Source organism: Antarcticibacterium flavum, assembly GCF_006159205.1.
Taxonomy (GTDB): Bacteria; Bacteroidota; Bacteroidia; order Flavobacteriales; family Flavobacteriaceae; genus Gillisia; species Gillisia flava.
In genome coordinates, this window is the sequence record NZ_CP040812.1 from 1,762,512 (window position 1) to 1,780,693 (window position 18,182).

Here is an 18,182-nt window from a genome sequence, read left to right on the forward strand (position 1 = left end):
GTTAATTACTATATTGCAAGGCCTAAATTACTACATAAAGAGAACAAGAATATGAGGACTAATGTAGCCTTTAAAACACTTTTCACTATCGCCATTGGCGTAAGTCTTTTTAGCTGTAACTCCAAGAAGGACAGCTCACGGGCAACCGGCTGGGATATAAATTCCAAGGATGGAGGCTTCCAGTACAAAACCGACTATAAGGAGCAGGAAACCGCCCCAGGGCTTGTTTTTATAGAAGGCGGTACTTTTACTATGGGTCGTGTTCAGGATGATGTTATGCATGACTGGAACAATACTCCTACACAGCAGCACGTGCAATCCTTTTACATGGATGAGACAGAGGTTACCAATCTTATGTACATGGAATACCTGGACTGGTTAAAGAGTGTCTTCCCTCCCAGCGAAGAAAATTACCGTAATATATATAATGGTGCAGTACCAGATACCCTTGTGTGGAGAAACCGTCTTGGTTTCAATGAAACCATGGTGATGAACTACCTGCGCCACCCGGCATATGCCAATTACCCTGTAGTTGGAGTTAACTGGATACAGGCAGTAGAATTCAGCAAATGGAGGACCAACCGTGTGAACGAACTAATTCTAGAGAAAGAAGGGATCACACAGCAGGGAGCAAGATTTAATGTAGATGCTGAAACAACTTTTGATACAGACACCTATCTAAATGCACCAAGCCAAACTTATGGCGGGAATGAAGAATTACTTCGTGGTGGAAATAAAGCAGATAATTACGGCACCACCCCCGTAGATGGAGGGGAAGCAAGAAATATTTATGTACAGCGTAAAGACGGAGTGCTAACTCCTGAATATCGACTACCTACAGAAGCCGAATGGGAATATGCAGCACTGGGAATGTCCAGTATAAGAAGCTATAACGTTTATAGAGGTAGAAAGAAATATCCGTGGGATGGCCAGTATACGAGATCTGGGGATCCACGAAGAATGGGAGACCAGCTTGCCAACTTTAAGCAGGGAGCAGGAGATTACGGCGGGATCGCAGGTTGGAGCGATGATGGTGCAGATATTACTGCTGAAGTTAAATCCTACGAACCAAATGATTTCGGTCTATATGATATGGCCGGGAATGTGGCCGAATGGGTTGCCGATGTTTACCGACCTATAGTTGATGACGAATTCAATGACTTTAATTATTTCCGCGGAAACGTCTATACCAAGAATGCCATAAACGAGGACGGATCAGTCAAAATAGTAACTCCTAATGAAATACAATTCGACACTCTTAGTAGCGGAAGGATCGTTGCCCGTGCATTACCGGGACAAATAGCACAGGACCCGATAACTGAGTCTGACACTTATATGAGAACTAATTTTGACTCCAGTGACAACCGTAATTTCAGAGATGGGGACAAAAGTTCAACACGTTATTTCGAGCCGTTTCAGGATGTAGACAGTCCAAACCGCAGGATGTACAACTCTCCTCAATATGGGGTGGTTGAAGATACTGTTACAGGTGGTGTAAGGCCTAATTACGATGCTGCAAAGCGTACTACCTTAATAAGTGATGAAGTTAGGGTTTACAAAGGAGGTTCCTGGAGAGACAGGGCATACTGGCTGGACCCTGCACAAAGAAGATATTTCCCACAGGATATGGCCACAGATTATATTGGATTTAGAAACGCCATGTCAAGGGTAGGATCAAAATCCAAAGACAAAAATAAATCGGCCAGAAATTAGATTTCAGGCTTAAAAAAAGACGGTTTAAAAAGTTTTCGTGAGCTGATTTCCTCAGCGATTAAAGGTTCAAAAAAACCTTTTTTAAAAGCGAAACCACTTTTTAAACCGTTTCTTTTTTTCCTATTTTTAGGTCATGAAAATCGACCAACTCTACCAGCTTTTTCTTGAAAGCGAAGGAATAGCTACAGATACCAGAAGCATACGTACCAATCAGATCTTTTTTGCTCTTAAGGGGGATAATTTCAACGGTAACACCTTTGCCTGGCAGGCTCTAAAAAAAGGCGCCTCATACGCCATCATAGATCAGGAGGAATTTGCAAAAGATGACCGCTATGTTATAGTTAAAAATGTGCTGCAAACGCTACAGGACCTTGCTACGTACCATAGAACCAACCTTGGGCTTCCCCTACTGGCCATAACTGGAAGCAATGGAAAAACCACGAGCAAGGAATTGATCTATGCCGTCCTCAGAAAAAAATTCGAGACCATAGCCACCCCGGGAAACTTAAATAACCATATTGGTGTCCCCCTCACATTACTCTCCCTGAAGCCCACCACAGAATTTGGCATAATTGAAATGGGGGCAAATCATCATGGGGAGATCCAAAGACTGTGTGAAATAGCGCTTCCAGACTATGGTTACATCACCAATTTTGGAAAGGCACACCTTGAAGGTTTTGGAAGCCTGGAGGGGGTGGTCACAGCTAAAAGTGAATTATATGATCATATAAAGACACATGGAAAACATCTGTTTTTAAATGCCGATGACAAGGTTCAAAAGAAACATCTTAACTATTCCCCCAATTATTCATTTGGCGAAAATCCTGCTGCAAATGTAAAAGTATCCTATGAGATGCACAGGGAAACAGCCGCAGTGAAAAGTGAAGGTGAGAATTATCAAAGTTCCCTCACAGGGAGTTATAATGCAGTAAATATTGCAGCCGCAATATGTATTGGCAAATATTTTGAGATACCTGAAGAAAATATCAGGAAAGCCATTCTGGATTATTCTCCTAAAAATAATCGCTCGCAAATAATAAAAGCAGGAGATAACACTCTCCTTATGGATGCCTATAACGCAAATCCTACAAGTATGAAAGCTGCTTTGGAGAGCTTCTCCAGGTCTAAAGCGCCGAATAAAGTAGTAATACTTGGGGATATGTTTGAACTTGGGAAAGACGCCGCAATGGAACACCAGGAGATTGTGAACTATCTTGAAAAGTCAAATTTCTCCACTATACTGCTTACCGGCGAGAATTTTTCTCAGACCAATACCGATGAAAAGAAAATAAGAAGATTTCGAAATTTTGAGGAGCTAAAAAGGGCTCTCGAAGAAAACATTCCAGAGGGTGCATTTATTTTAATTAAAGGCTCGAGAGGAATGGCTTTAGAGCGGGTCGAAAGCATCTTAAAAAACAGGTAGCTTGTCGTACGTCCTGTAGAAAATGAATGAGAATATAAAAACAAATGGACGGCCCCCACCGTCCATTTGATATATTTCCAAAATTACCCCAAAGAAATTTTAGAAGCTTTATTCAAAATCAAATTGATAGTTTACAACCTTTCTGATTTTGCTTAACCAAATATATAGAAGCTTTTTCAATGGAGGAAGACACAGAAGGCTGATGGCCTATACTTTAGGAAAGAAATAACTAATACGAATGATTTAACTATAAATTTTCCTAAAAATTGATAGGCTTCTAATTTGGTTTTAAGACACATGAATTCCAGGGCTTATTTCAATTTTTCCCGCTTTAAAAGTGTCCCTGCCATTGCCAGAACCTAAAACCTAAACATTCAATGATGTTTCCTGGAAAAAGGGCCTTTGACCATCTACCTGATAATTTAAGAATCCCGGGGATCTTCCAGATCCAAAATTTATTGTTTTACAGCTTAAGAGTCTGGACCGCTTCCGCTGCTAGAATATAGAACCTGGACTAAAATCTACATCAATAGAACAGCGCTTTACCCAATGCTAAAAAGTATGTGTTTTCCTAAACTATTTTAGATATAAAACCACCCCCATGTTAAGGTTGATAGAACCTTCGCCTATCTAAAGCAAGGCTAAACAGAAATTCACATTATATTAATCGGACAACAATGATCTAAAACTTAGGATTGATGTCGATTCGCTTTCCTCCAATTTACAGAAAGGTTTCAGAATAATTTTGAAATTCTAATCGGAAAAAATTCAATTTAGATTTACTATTTCTTATCTGAATATCCATCAGATTGCAAGAGCTGGAAAATTATAATTTCAGGAAGAAAGAGGCAAGTCCGCTAAAAAGAACAGGTAAAATCCCTTATTACAAACCATTAGAAGAGAAAAAAGCTTCCCACAGAGGAAGCTTTTGTAAAGTGGGTGATACTGGGTTCGAACCAGTGACCCCTACCTTGTCGAGGTAGTGCTCTGAACCAACTGAGCTAATCACCCTATTTAGGATCGAAGATATTAAAATTATCGTCAATAGTTAAGCCTAACAGCCATAAATGGGAAATAATTTTCCATAATGACTTTACCTCATTGACACCACATGATAAGTCCCCGCAGTTGTAAACTACAAATTATAAGGATTCTCATCCTACAGCGATTCATCAAACCAGGAAATTTATCTTACTCCCACGTTCCAACCTCACAGAACCGGCTTTCTTTTCAGCGGTACTAAAGTAACCAGTCGACGTATTCCGCTAAAATCCGAATAATTTTTTGTAGGCGAGCAATGAGCCCCGATAGCCCCTAAAATCCGTAAGTCTTATAATAAAAAAGCTGCAAAACCTTATTTAATGGGGCTTTGCAGCTACGTAATATTCACTTAAATTAGTGTTGCACAATACTACAGCCGTGAAGATAATAAAATCCAATCCGATCTCCGCTTTCGGAGGAGCAAATTTTGTTTTTGACTATTTGAACAAGATGAACATCGATCAAATTTGTAATGACAGGCTTCCTCCAATGGTCAATCAAAGTAAATATTCCTGGAAAGACATTTTCTATTCTTTGAAAACAGTCTACCTCTGTGGAGGAGATTATATCGAAGATTTACAAGCACATTTGAAACCCCATTTCACTAATAATCCTTTTGTAAAACTAGCAAGTCCTGACACTGTTTTAAGAAGACTATCTCAACTTTCCGAGCAAACTCAATCTTGTAAAACCAAGCGAGGTGTTGTAACTCATCAATATTGTACAAACTCAAAATTAGAAAGTCTGAATATAGATATTCTTAAAAAGCTTGGAGTTTTTAAGTCTGACAAGCTTACTATTGATTACGACAACACGATTATTTTCAATGAAAAGGAAGATAGTAAGATGACGTATAAAAGGAATTATGGATATCAGCCCGGAGTATGTACCATAAATGAAGAGAACATCCTATATATTGAAAACCGGAACGGAAACTCGGATGCAAAATCTTTTCAGCTAGACACCCTTAAAAGAGTATTTGATTTATTGGATTCCCAAAAGATCAAAAAAGTCCATAATTTCAGAGCCGATGCGGCATCATACCAATATGATGTCATTTCCTTCTTACAAAGTAAGGTTGATAATTTTTACATAGGATGCAGGAACAGCTATGTTGAAAAATATTTTTCCCAAGTTGGCCAGTGGGAAGAAATGAAGTGTGAAGATGGGACCATGGAAGTAGGATCTATTGAGATAACCCCCTTTAAACGACAGTCCCCATCAAATAAGGCACAAACATATAGACTCGTTGTAAAAAGAAAACCAAAAAAAGATAGGCAGATAGACTTGATTACTCAAGATATTTATGATTATAGAGCCATAATAACAAATGATTTTGATCTGGATACCAAAGGTGTTGCAGCGTTTTACAACCAAAGAGGAAATATGGAGCGCCAGTTTGATATACTTAAAAATGATTTTGGTTGGAACAATATGCCTTTCTCATCCTTGAACAAAAATCTTGTCTTCTTATACTTTACGGCAATATGCCGGAATCTCTACAATAAGATAATCCAGCATTTTTCTAAAACGAACAGGTATCTAAAACCCACTTATAGGATGAAAAAATTCATTTTCAGATTTATCATATTACCTGCTAAATGGATCAAACAAAGCCGCCAACTCAAATTAAGGATTTATTCATACAACCATTATCAAACATAGTAACAACAACAGAAAGAGTAGAAAGGAAATCTAATATCTGCAAAAATAATCCTACACCAGGGATGAGCTATTATTGTCTTAATTCAAAAAAATTAGCTTTTCAAACCTCAAATAGTAAACATCTCAATAATAAAAAATAAAATGTGCCTGGATAATTCCTCGGAAACAAAATAATGGAAAACATTTTTATTATGAACCTATAAAAAAGATCAATTTTAAAGAGAGATGCGGATTTTAGGAGCCATCGGGGAATCCCCGACCCAAAAATTCACGTATAAAAAAATTCAGGTATAAAAAAAGGCTCCCTTTGTTAGGAAGCCTTTCGTGGGCAATGAGGGATTCGAACCCCCGACCCCCTCGGTGTAAACGAGGTGCTCTGAACCAACTGAGCTAATTGCCCTTTTTTCTTTAAAAAGAAAGGGATTTTTCATTAAAAAAGGCTTCCCGGATACAGGAAGCCTGCGGTGGGCAATGAGGGATTCGAACCCCCGACCCCCTCGGTGTAAACGAGGTGCTCTGAACCAACTGAGCTAATTGCCCGCTATCGCTTGATTGCGGATGCAAATATAGAGGACTTTTTCTTTTCAGCAAACATATTTTCAGAAAAAATTAAATTATTTCTGCCACAGTAAAAGTACTACCTCCAACGTAAATTAGATCGCTTTTTCCTGCCTCATTCTTTGCTGCATTCAAAGCCTCTGTGACTGTTGATCTTACTTCCCCCCGCAGGTAGAACTTTGTAGCTTTTTCCTTTAATATTTCAGCATCAAGTCCACGTGGCACATCTGGCCTGGTAAAGAAATAAGTAGCATCTACTGGGAACAGGGGAAGGATCTTTTCCAGGTCCTTGTCATTCACGACTCCAAGTACTATAAATAGACGATCGTACTGCTCCTTCTGCAGCTGTTTCATCACCCATTGTAAACCTTCAGCATTATGGGCCGTATCGCAAATTATCTTTGGCTGCTCCCCTATCAAATCCCACCTGCCTCTAAGCCCGGTATTTTCTTTTACTTTTTGAAGTCCATTTATAATGTCAGCTTCTGAAATATTCCAGTCCTTTTGCAGCTTCTTCACGGCAGTTATTACAGTCTGGATATTCTTTTTTTGGTAATCTCCTTTTAAATCACTGTTATAATCTGCAATGAATTCCTCTTCAGCAAAAGTGATCTCAGCATTATTAAGAGCAGCTGTAGCAATAAAGACCGGGCTGGTTTCCTCACTACGCTCCCCTATCACTACCGGGATCCCTTCTTTAATGATTCCAGCTTTTTCTCCTGCAATTTCTGCAAGGGTGCCCCCGAGCATTTCCACGTGATCCAGCCCAATATTAGTAATCACCGAAAGTATTGGGGTAATTATATTTGTTGAATCCAGCCTTCCTCCCAGGCCTACCTCTATAACCGCAATATCGACCTGCTCCCGGGCGAAATAATCAAAGGACATTCCCACGGTCATCTCGAAAAATGAAAGTTTATGAGAGCTTAAAAATCCTTGATTCTTTTCAATAAAACCAATGACGTTTTCCTCAGGTATCTCCCTGCCGTTTATCTTGATCCTTTCTCTAAAATCTTTGAGATGCGGCGAGGTATAAAGTCCTACCTTAAAACCAGCCTCATGTAGAATGGAGGCGATCATATGGCTTGTGGAGCCTTTACCATTGGTACCGGCTACATGGATGGATTTGAATTTCTTGTGGGGATCACCTAGATGAGTTGCAAGCTCCAGGGTATTGGTAAGGTCCTTTTTGAAAGCACCTGCTCCTATTCGCTGGTACATTGGCAACTGGCGGAACATCCACTCAACAGTCTGAATGTAATCCCGCACTTATTCAGATAATTTGAAGTTGTAGATAATTGTTCCTACCTGCCTGGAAGGAGCATTTGCGTCACTGTTGAAACGTGTAGCGAGAGCAGCACGCCTCGCAGGGTCCAATAAGCACGAAGAACTGTTGGTTGTGCCTTTTACTCCCGGAGTAGCCTTGGTAACCTGTCCGTTTTGATTCACTTCTATTTGTACTACTACCAGTCCAGATTCATTACAATCCTGCACGAACTTTTCCTTATTTAATGCACGCCTGCCACCAAGCCTGTAATTACCATCACCGTCAAGGCCAAGGCCATTTCCATAGTAAGCACTGGCATTTGGATCCCCATCTCTGCTTCCCTTATCTCCGGCTACATTATCATTTCCCTCACCACCTGTTGCAGTACCTTCACTGCGGGGCCCATTAAGAATACTACTTAAAGCATCTGTAGTAGACTTCTCTGGAGTTGGATCTGGTTTTGGCGCAGGAGGAACTGGTTTTGGTTCTGCCACTTTCTCCTGTACCACTGGTTTTTTCTCTGCTTTCTTCTCGACCACAGGAGCATCTACTGTCTCCTGGGTTACCACTTCCTCCACAACAGGTTTAGGTTGAGAAACCTGGGGACTGGTAGTAGGCTGTGGCGCGGCTTTTACCGGCTCATTAGGTTGCACATCGCCAGAACCAACATCTGATGTTCCAAAGTTTATAGCAATTCCTCTCTCTGGTGGTGGATCCAAATATTGCATCCCCACAAAAAGCAATAAAAGAATAAGCAACACGTGTAGCACTACCGTGATGGTAAAAGACTTCTTTTCGTGTTTGGTTTTTAAAAAACTCACTTCCTTTATTGTTTTCAATTATTCGGGCTTTACAGCCAATACGATCTTATACCTGTTCCTGTTGGCAATATCCATTACCTGTACGGCTCTTTCAATTGGCACGCCTTCTTCAGCCCTTAAAATTATGGTAGGATCATCTTCTCCTGCAAGTCTTTCCTTTAAAGTACTTTCCAGGGCAGATTGGCTCACCCTTTCATTATTTATATATACCTGCAAATCCTTTGTAATACTTACAGATATGTTTTGAACAGTTGTGGTCTTTCCCTTTGCTTTTGGTAAAATTAGGTCCAAAGCCTCGGGAGTAATCGCGGGCGACGTGAGCATGAAAAAGATCAATAACAGGAATACAATATCTGTCATGGAACTCATGCTAAAGTCGGCACTAATTTTATTTCTACTTCTTAAGTTCATATTAAGCAGGCTCGTTTAACAGGTCTAAGAAATCTACTGCTGTAGCTTCCATTTGGTGCACCACTTTATCTGTCTTCACCACCAGGTGGTTATAGCCAATGTATGCTATAATACCCACAATTAATCCTGCCACTGTGGTGGTCATCGCGGTATAGATCCCTTCAGCAAGTAATCCCATTTCTGCCTGCCCACTACTGGTTGCCAGCTCATGGAATGCCAATACCATACCAATTACAGTTCCAAGGAAACCAATCATTGGAGCAGCTCCAGCAATTGTAGCCAGGATACTTACATTCTTCTCCAGCTTGTAAACTTCAAGCCTTCCGGCATTTTCAATAGCGGTATTAATATCTTCCAGGGGACTTCCTATCCTGGATATTCCTTTCTCAGTAAGCCTGGCTACGGGAGAATTGGTTTGGGCACAACGAATCTTGGCCGATTCTATATTCCCATTGAGGACGCTATCCTTTATTTGCAGCATGAAATTTTGATCTACTTCTGTTGCTGCTTTTATTGCAAACAACCTTTCAAAATAGATATATACTGCCGCAAAAAGAAGTATGAACAATATACCAATAATGATCTGGCCTCCCAGGCCACCACTTAACATCAAATCAAATAACGAGAGGGTCTTCTCTTCTACAACCGGCTCCACCTCTTGGGCTCCCTGGGCAAGGTCATCTTGCTGAAAAAAGTATAGCATAAATTAATTTAGGTTTTGTTATGTAACGTGAGTTTGTGGTTTTAATTGTAAAGGTAATTTATTATACCAATTGTTTTAATGCAATTTCAAAAGCAGTCTTGCTTATGTCCTTTTTGGAACTGTTGTGATCAAATGTTTTTTGAATTGCGCTTCGTATTGTTATGGAAGTATCATTAAAGATAGCCTCATCTGTCATTTGGACACGACGTTCCATAAAATAAGCAAAAACCCTTGCCATTCCACAGTTCGCAATAAAATCTGGTATCACACTCACCCGCTCATCTGTATATTCCATAATAGGCCCAAAGAAGATCTCCTTATCTGCAAAAGGTACATTTGCACCAGAGCTTATAACTTCCAGCCCGCCCTTCATCAATCTTTCGATTTGTTCCTGCGTCACAAGTCGTGATGCTGCACATGGTGCAAAAATCTCGGCTTCCAGGTCCCATATCTTCTCATTGATCTCTTCAAAAGGAATGAGCTGTGGATGCTTTAAGGTATTTCCTTCTTTATTTAGGAAAAGCTCCTGCATCTCTTCAAAACTGTAGCCATCTTCATTAATAAGACCACCCACACGATCAATGATCCCTATGATCTTAACCCCCATTTTTGACAAATAGAAGGCCGCGGCAGAACCCACGTTTCCAAAGCCCTGGATAATGGCTTTCTTGCCTTTTACATCACCTCCATAGATCGCGTAATAATGGTTAACAGCCTCTGCCACCCCATATCCCGTGATCATATCTGCCACAGTATATTTTCTTGTAACATCCGGGGAATAGGTAGAGTTTTCAAGAACCTTAATAACCCCCTGGCGTAGCTGTCCAATCCTGTTGATTTTATCGGCTTCAGTAGGGTGAAAATGGCCGCTAAAAACTCCCTCCTGTGGATGCCAAACCCCACAATCCTCTGTGATAGGGATCACCTCATGGATCTCGTCTACATTAAGGTCTCCCCCTGTTCCATAATAGCTTTTTAGTAGAGGTGAAACCGCTTTATACCATCTTTCAAGAACACCTTTTTTACGCGGATCTGCCGGGTCAAAGTTTATACCAGATTTTGCACCACCAATTGCAGGGCCAGAGACCGTGAATTTCACCTCCATTGTTTTTGCTAAAGAAAGTACCTCATTCATATCAAGGCCTTTTCTCATCCTGGTACCACCACCGGCAGCTCCCCCTCTCAAAGAATTGATCACCGTCCAACCCTCTGCATCGGTCTCGGGATCTTTCCAGTTAAATACTATTTCTGGCGCCTTGTTCTCATACAAATTAAGTAATTCCTTCATTATTCTTTTAAATTTAGGTCTTTAGTGATATGCCGCAAACAAAAGGCTTGCAGCTATGAATGATCATTTATTTTGGTTGCCCGCAAATATAAAAAACAATTATACCAAGCTTGGTTAAATTTTGAATATTTAAGGCACAAAAACCCGCCCCGAAGAGTGATCCCTACAGGCACCTGTTACACTACTAAGGACATTGATCTCTTCCCTTAACCGCAGCACCCCTAAAAGGCCAAATATAAGAGCTTCTTTATAGTTAATAATCTCTGCTGAAGGGATGACTACCTGCACCTTTGTAGCTTCTCCAAGACATTTCATAAGGTAAGAATTAAAACACCCCCCGCCGGTAACCAGCATTTCTGAAGCAGGATCATTATCCAGACAACTTGCAATTTGTTTTGCTATATGCTTGCTGAAGGTATTAAGTATGCCTGGAATATCATCGTCATATTTATGCAGGATTGGCAATACGTGCGAATTCACCCATTCAATCCCAAGGGATTTGGGAGCTGATTTCGAATAGAACTCCAGGGCATCCAGCTCCTGAAGCAGGCTTGCATTCAATTTACCCGTAGCTGCCAAATTCCCGTCGCGGTCGTATTCCATACCCAATTTTTGGGCATAATAATTAAGTACTGTATTAACAGCACAAATATCAAAGGCTATTCTCCTTCCATCTCCTTCAGTAGAGATATTCGCAAAGCCTCCAAGATTTAAACAATATTTATAACCTGGAAATAATAACCGGTCCCCAACTGGTACCAGAGGTGCCCCTTGCCCTCCCAATTCTACGTCCTGTACTCTATAATCACAAACAACTGTATTTTTAAGGATTTGAGAGAGCATTTCGAGATTACCTATTTGCAGTGTAAATCCATTTTGTGGCTCATGCTTTATAGTATGGCCGTGACTGCAAATTGCATCCAGGTTTGTAATATTATTTTTAGAAATAAAGTTGCCTATGATTTTTGCCAGATATTCTGTATAGGCAATATTGAACGCGTGAAGATCTGCCGGCTCAAAATCTATTGCCGCTGCGAGCATACCCTTCATTTTTTCTGAATATCCCACAGTCTCTGCCACCTCAATTTGAAATCCCCACCCCTTCCTGTGGTCCAAATGAATAAGAGCAAGGTCGATTCCATCCAGCGAGGTGCCAGACATAACTCCAAGCACCTTATAATAACTTTTTTTCATATTCGTAAAAATAACCAATCTTAATTGAATAATAGACACCAAAAAACTACCTTTGCACAGGAAAAATTTTGATTTTATAACATATACAGCCAATGGATTTTAAACTTACAGAAGAGCATATAATGATTCGTGATGCCGCCAGGGATTTTGCAAAAAATGATTTGCTTCCTGGTGTGATTGAAAGAGATGACAAACAGGAATTTCCAAAGGAGCAGGTTAAAAAAATGGGAGAGCTTGGCTTTCTTGGAATGATGGCTTCTCCCGAGTATGGTGGCGGCGGTATGGATACCGTTTCTTATGTACTGGCAATGGAAGAGATCTCTAAAATAGATGCATCAGCATCTGTCGTCATGTCTGTGAACAATTCGCTTGTATGCTGGGGTCTTGACACCTTTGGCAATGAGCAGCAAAAAGAAAAATATCTTTCAAAGCTCACAACAGGGGAAAAACTTGGTGCATTTTGCCTTTCTGAACCTGAAGCAGGAAGTGATGCTACCTCACAAAAGACCACCGCAATAGACAAGGGTGACCATTACATTCTCAATGGAACTAAAAACTGGATCACCAATGGAAACACTGCAGACTATTACCTGGTGATAGCTCAAACAGATAGGGAAAAGAAGCATAAAGGCATTAATGCCTTCATAGTTGAAAAAGGCTGGGAAGGATTTGAAATTGGACCAAAGGAACAAAAACTTGGCATTCGAGGAAGTGATACTCACTCCCTTAATTTTAATGATGTAAAGGTTCCAAAAGAGAACAGGATTGGCGAGGATGGTTTCGGGTTTAAATTTGCCATGAAAACACTTTCAGGAGGAAGAATAGGTATTGCTGCGCAGGCATTGGGAATAGCTGCCGGCGCTTATGAACTTGCTTTGGAGTATTCTAAAGTTCGTAAAGCCTTTGGAACAGAGATCTGTAACCACCAGGCCATCGCATTTAAACTGGCAGATATGCACACCTCAATTGAAGCAGCCAGGATGCTTGTTATGAAAGCAGCGGTGGACAAGGATAACGCTGAAAATTACGATCTTTCTGGCGCCATGGCCAAATTATATGCCTCTCAGGTTGCCATGGATGTAACCGTGGAAGCTGTGCAGGTTCATGGAGGAAATGGATATGTGAAAGAATATCACGTGGAAAGATTGATGAGAGATGCCAAGATCACGCAGATTTACGAAGGAACTTCAGAAATTCAAAAAATAGTGATATCCAGAAGCATTTTACAAAAATAGAGGGTCATCCCTTAAACTTTAATAAAAAACAGCCTTACCGGCTGTTTTTTTATACCCAAACCCAAAATAATTAAAGAATTACCCTCACCACCCCCATCAAAATATGGGGGTGTAACCAATAAATAACAAATTTTACTTTTTTACTCAATATCTCAGTTAGCAGTCTTCAATCAACCTTTTAAATTAGAATTTCACAAAATGCAGCAGGTCAATTTCTGAATTTAATAAAAAAATCAATTCTAATTATTATTGCTGCATTTTTATCATCTTTATTAAACTTTTACTTCATAAAACTCACTCAATCACATATTTTTGTGAAAATAATTAAATGATATTTTTATGAAACCAAAGCAGCAGGGACTCTATTATCCCGAATTTGAACATGATAATTGTGGAGCAGGCTTCATTTGTAATTTAAAAGGAAAACGAACAAATGACATTATACATAAAGCCCTGGACATATTGGTGCGCCTGGAGCATAGAGGTGCAGTAAGTGCAGATGGGAGAACAGGCGATGGCGCAGGAATTCTCATAGAGATCCCTCATTCTTATTTTACAAAAGTATGCCCGTTTGACCTTCCCCCGGCAAGAGAATATGCCGTTGGAATGGTATTCCTGCCTAAAGCAATTAATCAAAGGCAAATTGTAAAGGAACTATTCGAAAATCAAATTAAAAGGCAGGGACTCACTTTAATTGGCTGGAGAGAAGTTCCGGTAGATGACACCTGCCTTGGCAGTATCGCTGCTTCTACAGAGCCATATGTGCAACAGGTTTTTATTGGGAAAGGCAAAGACCTGGATGATAGGGAATTTAATGCCCGGCTTTTTGCCGCCAGAAAGATAGCGGAGCATAAGATCGATGCCTCAGGCCTTTCAGAGGCTGCTTACTTTTATGTCTCAAGTCTTTCCACCACCACTATAATTTACAAAGGCCTGTTGATGCCACAGGATATAAATATTTATTATAAGGATCTTAATGATCCCGATCTTGTTACGAAACTGGCTTTGGTGCACCAGCGTTTTTCAACAAACACCTTCCCAAGCTGGGATCTTGCCCAACCATTTCGTTATATGTGCCATAATGGGGAGATCAATACCCTGAGGGGAAACTTAAGCAGAATGAAAGCCCGGGAAGAGCTATTTGTAAGTAATTTACTGGGAGACCACATCAATGAGATTACCCCGATTACTGCTGAAGGCAAATCAGATTCAGCTTCTATGGATACTGTCCTGGAGCTTTTATTACATACCGGCCGTTCCCTGCCCGAAGCGATTATGATGATGGTACCTGAAGCCTGGGAGAAAAACCCTATGATGTCAGAAGCCAAAAAAGCTTTTTACGAGTACAATTCCTGTATAATGGAGCCCTGGGATGGGCCGGCATCCATCCCCTTCACAGATGGAAATTATATTGGCGCCCTTCTGGACAGGAATGGCCTGCGTCCCTCGCGATACACCCTTACAAAAGATGGCTATGTCATAATGGCCTCAGAGACAGGGGTAATAGAAATAGCCCCCGAAAATGTGGAAAGACATGGGCGCCTGGAACCGGGAAGGATGTTCCTTGTTGATATGAATGAAGGAAGGATCATTGAGGATGAAGAAGTAAAAAGCAACATAGTATCTCAACGGCCTTACCGCAACTGGCTGGACGAAAATTTGCTCCCATTGGCAGAGGTTTCCTATACGGGAAATACATGTCCTGTGGAAAAAACAGACTTTAAAACCCGTCAAAAATTATTTGGATATACACTGGAGGACATTAACACGATTATTGCTCCCATGGCGCAGCTTTCAAAAGAAGCCATTGGCTCTATGGGATCTGATATTCCCCTGGCTGTGCTTTCAGATAAGCCGCAACTCCTTTTCAATTACTTTAAACAATTATTTGCCCAGGTTACGAATCCGCCCCTGGATGGAATAAGAGAGGAGATAGTTACAGACATTAGCCTTTCTATTGGGGAGGATAAGAACTTATTCGATATCATCCCAGAACATGTGAAAAAGCTAAGAATACAAAATCCTGTGATCTCCAATGAGGACCTGGACAAAATACGAAATATTGACCTGCCGGGATTTAAAGCAGCCTCTGTCTCCATACTCTATAAGGCTAATGAGGGTATGAACGGGCTGGAAGAACGGTTGGATAAAATTATCCTGGAGATTAACAGGGCTGTTGACAAGGGCTGTAATATTATCATCCTTTCAGACCGTAATGCAAATTCAGATCTCGCACCTATACCATCCCTCCTTGCGTGTTCTTATGTACATCATACAGTTAAAAAACATAAAAGAAGATCTTCTTTTGGGATAGTTATAGAGTCGGCAGAACCACGGGAGGCACATCATTTTGCTTTATTGTTTGGATATGGCGCCAGTGCAATTAACCCATATATGGTGAACGAGATCATCTATGACCTGGCAAATAAGAAAGAGATTGAAGTTCACGATCCTGAAGAGGCAATACAAAATTTTAATACTGCAATTGGAAAAGGTATCGTGAAGATCATGAATAAGATTGGTATCTCCACTTTACATTCCTACCGTGGCGCCCAGATATTTGAGATCCTTGGTTTGAACAGGAAATTCGTTAATAAATATTTCACCAATACCCCCACCCGTATTGAAGGGATCGGGCTGTACGAAATCGAGCGAGAGATCCAGCAAAGGGTTAAAAGGGCCTTTGCCCCTTTTACCGATAATACTTCAGCCGGACTGGAATTAGGCGGGGACTATCGCTGGAGAAGGAATGGGGAAAGACATATGTTCAATCCTGCAAGTGTTGCAAAGCTTCAGCAGGCTGTAAAGCAAAATAATCCTGAAAGCTACAGGGAATATTCAAACCTCATAAATGAGCAGTCTAAAAACCTGATGACCTTGAGGGGTATGTTCAAATTTAAGGACCTTGATCCTGTTTCACTCGACGAGGTGGAACCCTGGACAGAAATTGTAAAAAGGTTTAAAACAGGAGCGATGTCTTTTGGATCCATAAGCCGGGAGGCCCACGAAAATCTCGCTATTGCTATGAACAGGATCAAAGGAAAAAGCAACTCGGGCGAAGGTGGTGAAGACGAGAAACGATTTCATATGAGTCCAGACGGCGATTGGAGAAATTCTGCCATTAAACAGGTTGCTTCAGGAAGGTTTGGGGTATCCATTGATTACTTAACCAATGCCCTGGAAATTCAGATTAAGATGGCACAAGGAGCCAAACCGGGAGAAGGAGGGCATTTACCGGGACCTAAAGTAAACCCGGAGATTGCCAAGACCAGGAACTCCACACCTTATGTTGGATTGATCTCCCCGCCACCGCATCACGATATTTATTCTATAGAAGATCTTGCACAGTTAATTTTTGATCTTAAAAATGCCAACAGGGAAGCACGTATAAATGTAAAACTTGTTTCGAAAATTGGGGTTGGCACAATTGCAGCAGGCGTTGCAAAGGCCAAGGCAGATGTGGTATTGGTGTCGGGTTTTGATGGCGGCACGGGTGCTGCCCCCCTCACTTCCCTTAGGCACGCAGGGCTTCCCTGGGAATTAGGAATTGCTGAAGTGCAACAAACTTTATTGCTGAATGATCTAAGAAGCAGGATCGTAGTTGAATGTGATGGACAGCTTAAGACAGGAAGAGATGTAGCCGTCGCATGTTTACTGGGAGCGGAAGAATTTGGTTTTTCGACCGCCCCGTTAGTGGCTTCAGGTTGTATTATGATGCGGGCCTGCCATTTAAATACCTGTCCTGTTGGTATCGCAACACAGGACCCGGAACTAAGGAAGAATTTCAAGGGAACACCGGAGCATGTGATCAATTACATGTACTTCGTTGCCCAGGAATTAAGAGAGATCATGGCCAATCTTGGGTTTAAAACCATTGATGAAATGGTAGGACAAAGCCAGAAACTTGATATGAATAAGGCTATAGATCATTACAAGGCTAATGGGGTAGATCTTAGTGGCATTCTTTATAAACCTAAGATAGATCAAGATATGCCGCTATACAATACCACCAAACAGGATCACAGGCTGGAGGACGTGCTTGATTTCAAGATCCTAAAAAAAGCGCATCCTGCCATTTACAGGAAAGAGAAAATGAGTTTGGAGTACCCCATTTCCAATATCAACAGGACTACCGGCGCAATAATAAGTAATGAGATCTCAAAGATACATGGTGCCAAGGGACTGCCAAAAGACACACTTACCCTAAATTTCACAGGAGCGGCAGGACAAAGCTTCGGGGCTTTCTCCACGAAAGGACTCACTCTTAATGTAGAGGGAAACACCAACGATTACTTTGGTAAAGGTTTAAGTGGGGCTACCCTATCTGTCAGGAAACCAGCGAAAGCAACATTTAAATCCAATGAAAATGTCATTATAGGAAATGTTGCACTCTATGGCGCCACAAATGGGGAAGCCTATATCAATGGTATTGGCGGGGAACGGTTTTGTGTAAGGAATTCGGGAGCCAAAGCAGTCATTGAAGGAATTGGAGACCATGGTTGTGAATATATGACCGGTGGGGTAGCCGTGATCCTGGGCAGTATAGGAAGAAATTTTGCTGCAGGAATGAGCGGAGGAATTGCCTATATCTATGACCCCGAAAATAAGATCGACAGCCATAATTTCAATATGGAAATGATAGGTCTTGAAAAACCTTCAGAAGAAGATCTAACCGAGGTAAAAGACCTCATAGAAAATCACCACCGCTATACAGAAAGCGATGTGGCAAAAGAGATCCTTGGTAACTGGGACGTGAACTCCGGAAACTTTATTAAAGTGATGCCCGTGGAATATAAGAAGGCGCTAAAGCTTTTGGAGGATGAGAAAATGAGAAACGCCGAAATAGAATTAAAAACAGCCTGA

Annotated in this window: 11 protein-coding genes and 3 tRNA genes; 5 read left to right on the top strand and 9 right to left on the bottom strand. The window is 41.0% G+C overall.

Going from position 1 to position 18,182, the window contains the following annotated elements; genetic code table 11:
- The first annotated feature begins 51 nt into the window (after nucleotides 1-51).
- Nucleotides 52-1,713, top strand: coding sequence for a gliding motility lipoprotein GldJ (gldJ, locus tag FHG64_RS07350; protein ID WP_139065803.1), 1,662 nt, complete (start codon nucleotides 52-54; stop codon nucleotides 1,711-1,713).
- 133 nt (nucleotides 1,714-1,846) lie between these two features.
- Nucleotides 1,847-3,136 carry a UDP-N-acetylmuramoyl-tripeptide--D-alanyl-D-alanine ligase gene (locus FHG64_RS07355; RefSeq protein WP_139065804.1) on the top strand — a complete coding sequence of 430 codons (1,290 nt, stop codon included), beginning with the start codon at nucleotides 1,847-1,849 and terminating at the stop codon, nucleotides 3,134-3,136.
- A 936-nt stretch (nucleotides 3,137-4,072) separates the two neighbouring features.
- On the opposite strand, the gene FHG64_RS07360 is transcribed toward FHG64_RS07355, so the two are convergent.
- Nucleotides 4,073-4,147: transfer RNA gene (locus tag FHG64_RS07360), tRNA-Val, on the bottom strand.
- Between the two features lie 408 nt (nucleotides 4,148-4,555).
- On the opposite strand from FHG64_RS07360, the gene FHG64_RS07365 reads away from it, so the two are divergent.
- Complete coding sequence (locus FHG64_RS07365) at nucleotides 4,556-5,842, top strand: IS1380 family transposase (RefSeq protein WP_394344210.1); 1,287 nt, start codon at nucleotides 4,556-4,558, stop codon at nucleotides 5,840-5,842.
- A gap of 325 nt (nucleotides 5,843-6,167) precedes the next feature.
- On the opposite strand, the gene FHG64_RS07370 is transcribed toward FHG64_RS07365, so the two are convergent.
- The 8 genes from FHG64_RS07370 to FHG64_RS07405 all read right to left on the bottom strand — a co-directional run bounded on the left by FHG64_RS07370 (nucleotide 6,168) and on the right by FHG64_RS07405 (nucleotide 12,084).
- Nucleotides 6,168-6,242, bottom strand: a tRNA-Val gene (locus tag FHG64_RS07370).
- A gap of 65 nt (nucleotides 6,243-6,307) precedes the next feature.
- Nucleotides 6,308-6,382, bottom strand: a tRNA-Val gene (locus FHG64_RS07375).
- Between the two features lie 69 nt (nucleotides 6,383-6,451).
- Nucleotides 6,452-7,639: a bifunctional folylpolyglutamate synthase/dihydrofolate synthase gene (locus FHG64_RS07380; RefSeq protein ID WP_246054365.1), complete on the bottom strand. Its 1,188-nt coding sequence runs from the start codon at nucleotides 7,637-7,639 to the stop codon at nucleotides 6,452-6,454.
- A gap of 30 nt (nucleotides 7,640-7,669) precedes the next feature.
- Complete coding sequence (locus FHG64_RS07385) at nucleotides 7,670-8,488, bottom strand: energy transducer TonB (RefSeq protein WP_139067921.1); 819 nt, start codon at nucleotides 8,486-8,488, stop codon at nucleotides 7,670-7,672.
- Between the two features lie 18 nt (nucleotides 8,489-8,506).
- Nucleotides 8,507-8,899, bottom strand: coding sequence for an ExbD/TolR family protein (locus FHG64_RS07390; RefSeq protein WP_139065806.1), 393 nt, complete (start codon nucleotides 8,897-8,899; stop codon nucleotides 8,507-8,509).
- A gap of 1 nt (nucleotide 8,900) precedes the next feature.
- Nucleotides 8,901-9,602, bottom strand: coding sequence for a MotA/TolQ/ExbB proton channel family protein (locus tag FHG64_RS07395; protein WP_139065807.1), 702 nt, complete (start codon nucleotides 9,600-9,602; stop codon nucleotides 8,901-8,903).
- A gap of 61 nt (nucleotides 9,603-9,663) precedes the next feature.
- On the bottom strand, nucleotides 9,664-10,890 hold the full coding sequence (locus tag FHG64_RS07400; protein ID WP_139065808.1) for a Glu/Leu/Phe/Val dehydrogenase dimerization domain-containing protein: 1,227 nt from the start codon (nucleotides 10,888-10,890) through the stop codon (nucleotides 9,664-9,666).
- Between the two features lie 129 nt (nucleotides 10,891-11,019).
- Nucleotides 11,020-12,084 (bottom strand): anhydro-N-acetylmuramic acid kinase, encoded by a 1,065-nt coding sequence (locus FHG64_RS07405; RefSeq protein ID WP_139065809.1) that lies wholly within the window; start codon nucleotides 12,082-12,084, stop codon nucleotides 11,020-11,022.
- Nucleotides 12,085-12,176: 92 nt separating this feature from the next.
- Between FHG64_RS07405 and FHG64_RS07410 the strand changes: the two genes are divergently transcribed.
- Together FHG64_RS07410 and gltB are read left to right on the top strand one after the other, a co-directional pair.
- The gene (locus FHG64_RS07410) at nucleotides 12,177-13,319 is read left to right on the top strand and encodes an acyl-CoA dehydrogenase (protein WP_139065810.1); all 1,143 of its coding nucleotides are present in this window, start codon (nucleotides 12,177-12,179) and stop codon (nucleotides 13,317-13,319) included.
- 339 nt (nucleotides 13,320-13,658) lie between these two features.
- A complete protein-coding gene (gene gltB, locus FHG64_RS07415; protein WP_139065811.1) occupies nucleotides 13,659-18,182 on the top strand; it encodes a glutamate synthase large subunit in 4,524 nt (1,507 codons plus the stop codon).

Coding starts and splice junctions, on each gene's coding strand:
- FHG64_RS07395 (WP_139065807.1), bottom strand. CDS start 9,602: ATGCTATACTTTTTTCAGCAAGATGACCTTGCCCAGGGAGCCCAAGAG.
- FHG64_RS07355 (WP_139065804.1), top strand. CDS start 1,847: ATGAAAATCGACCAACTCTACCAGCTTTTTCTTGAAAGCGAAGGAATA.
- FHG64_RS07400 (WP_139065808.1), bottom strand. CDS start 10,890: ATGAAGGAATTACTTAATTTGTATGAGAACAAGGCGCCAGAAATAGTA.
- FHG64_RS07390 (WP_139065806.1), bottom strand. CDS start 8,899: ATGAACTTAAGAAGTAGAAATAAAATTAGTGCCGACTTTAGCATGAGT.
- FHG64_RS07380 (WP_246054365.1), bottom strand. CDS start 7,639: ATGTTCCGCCAGTTGCCAATGTACCAGCGAATAGGAGCAGGTGCTTTC.
- gldJ (WP_139065803.1), top strand. CDS start 52: ATGAGGACTAATGTAGCCTTTAAAACACTTTTCACTATCGCCATTGGC.
- FHG64_RS07405 (WP_139065809.1), bottom strand. CDS start 12,084: ATGAAAAAAAGTTATTATAAGGTGCTTGGAGTTATGTCTGGCACCTCG.
- FHG64_RS07410 (WP_139065810.1), top strand. CDS start 12,177: ATGGATTTTAAACTTACAGAAGAGCATATAATGATTCGTGATGCCGCC.
- gltB (WP_139065811.1), top strand. CDS start 13,659: ATGAAACCAAAGCAGCAGGGACTCTATTATCCCGAATTTGAACATGAT.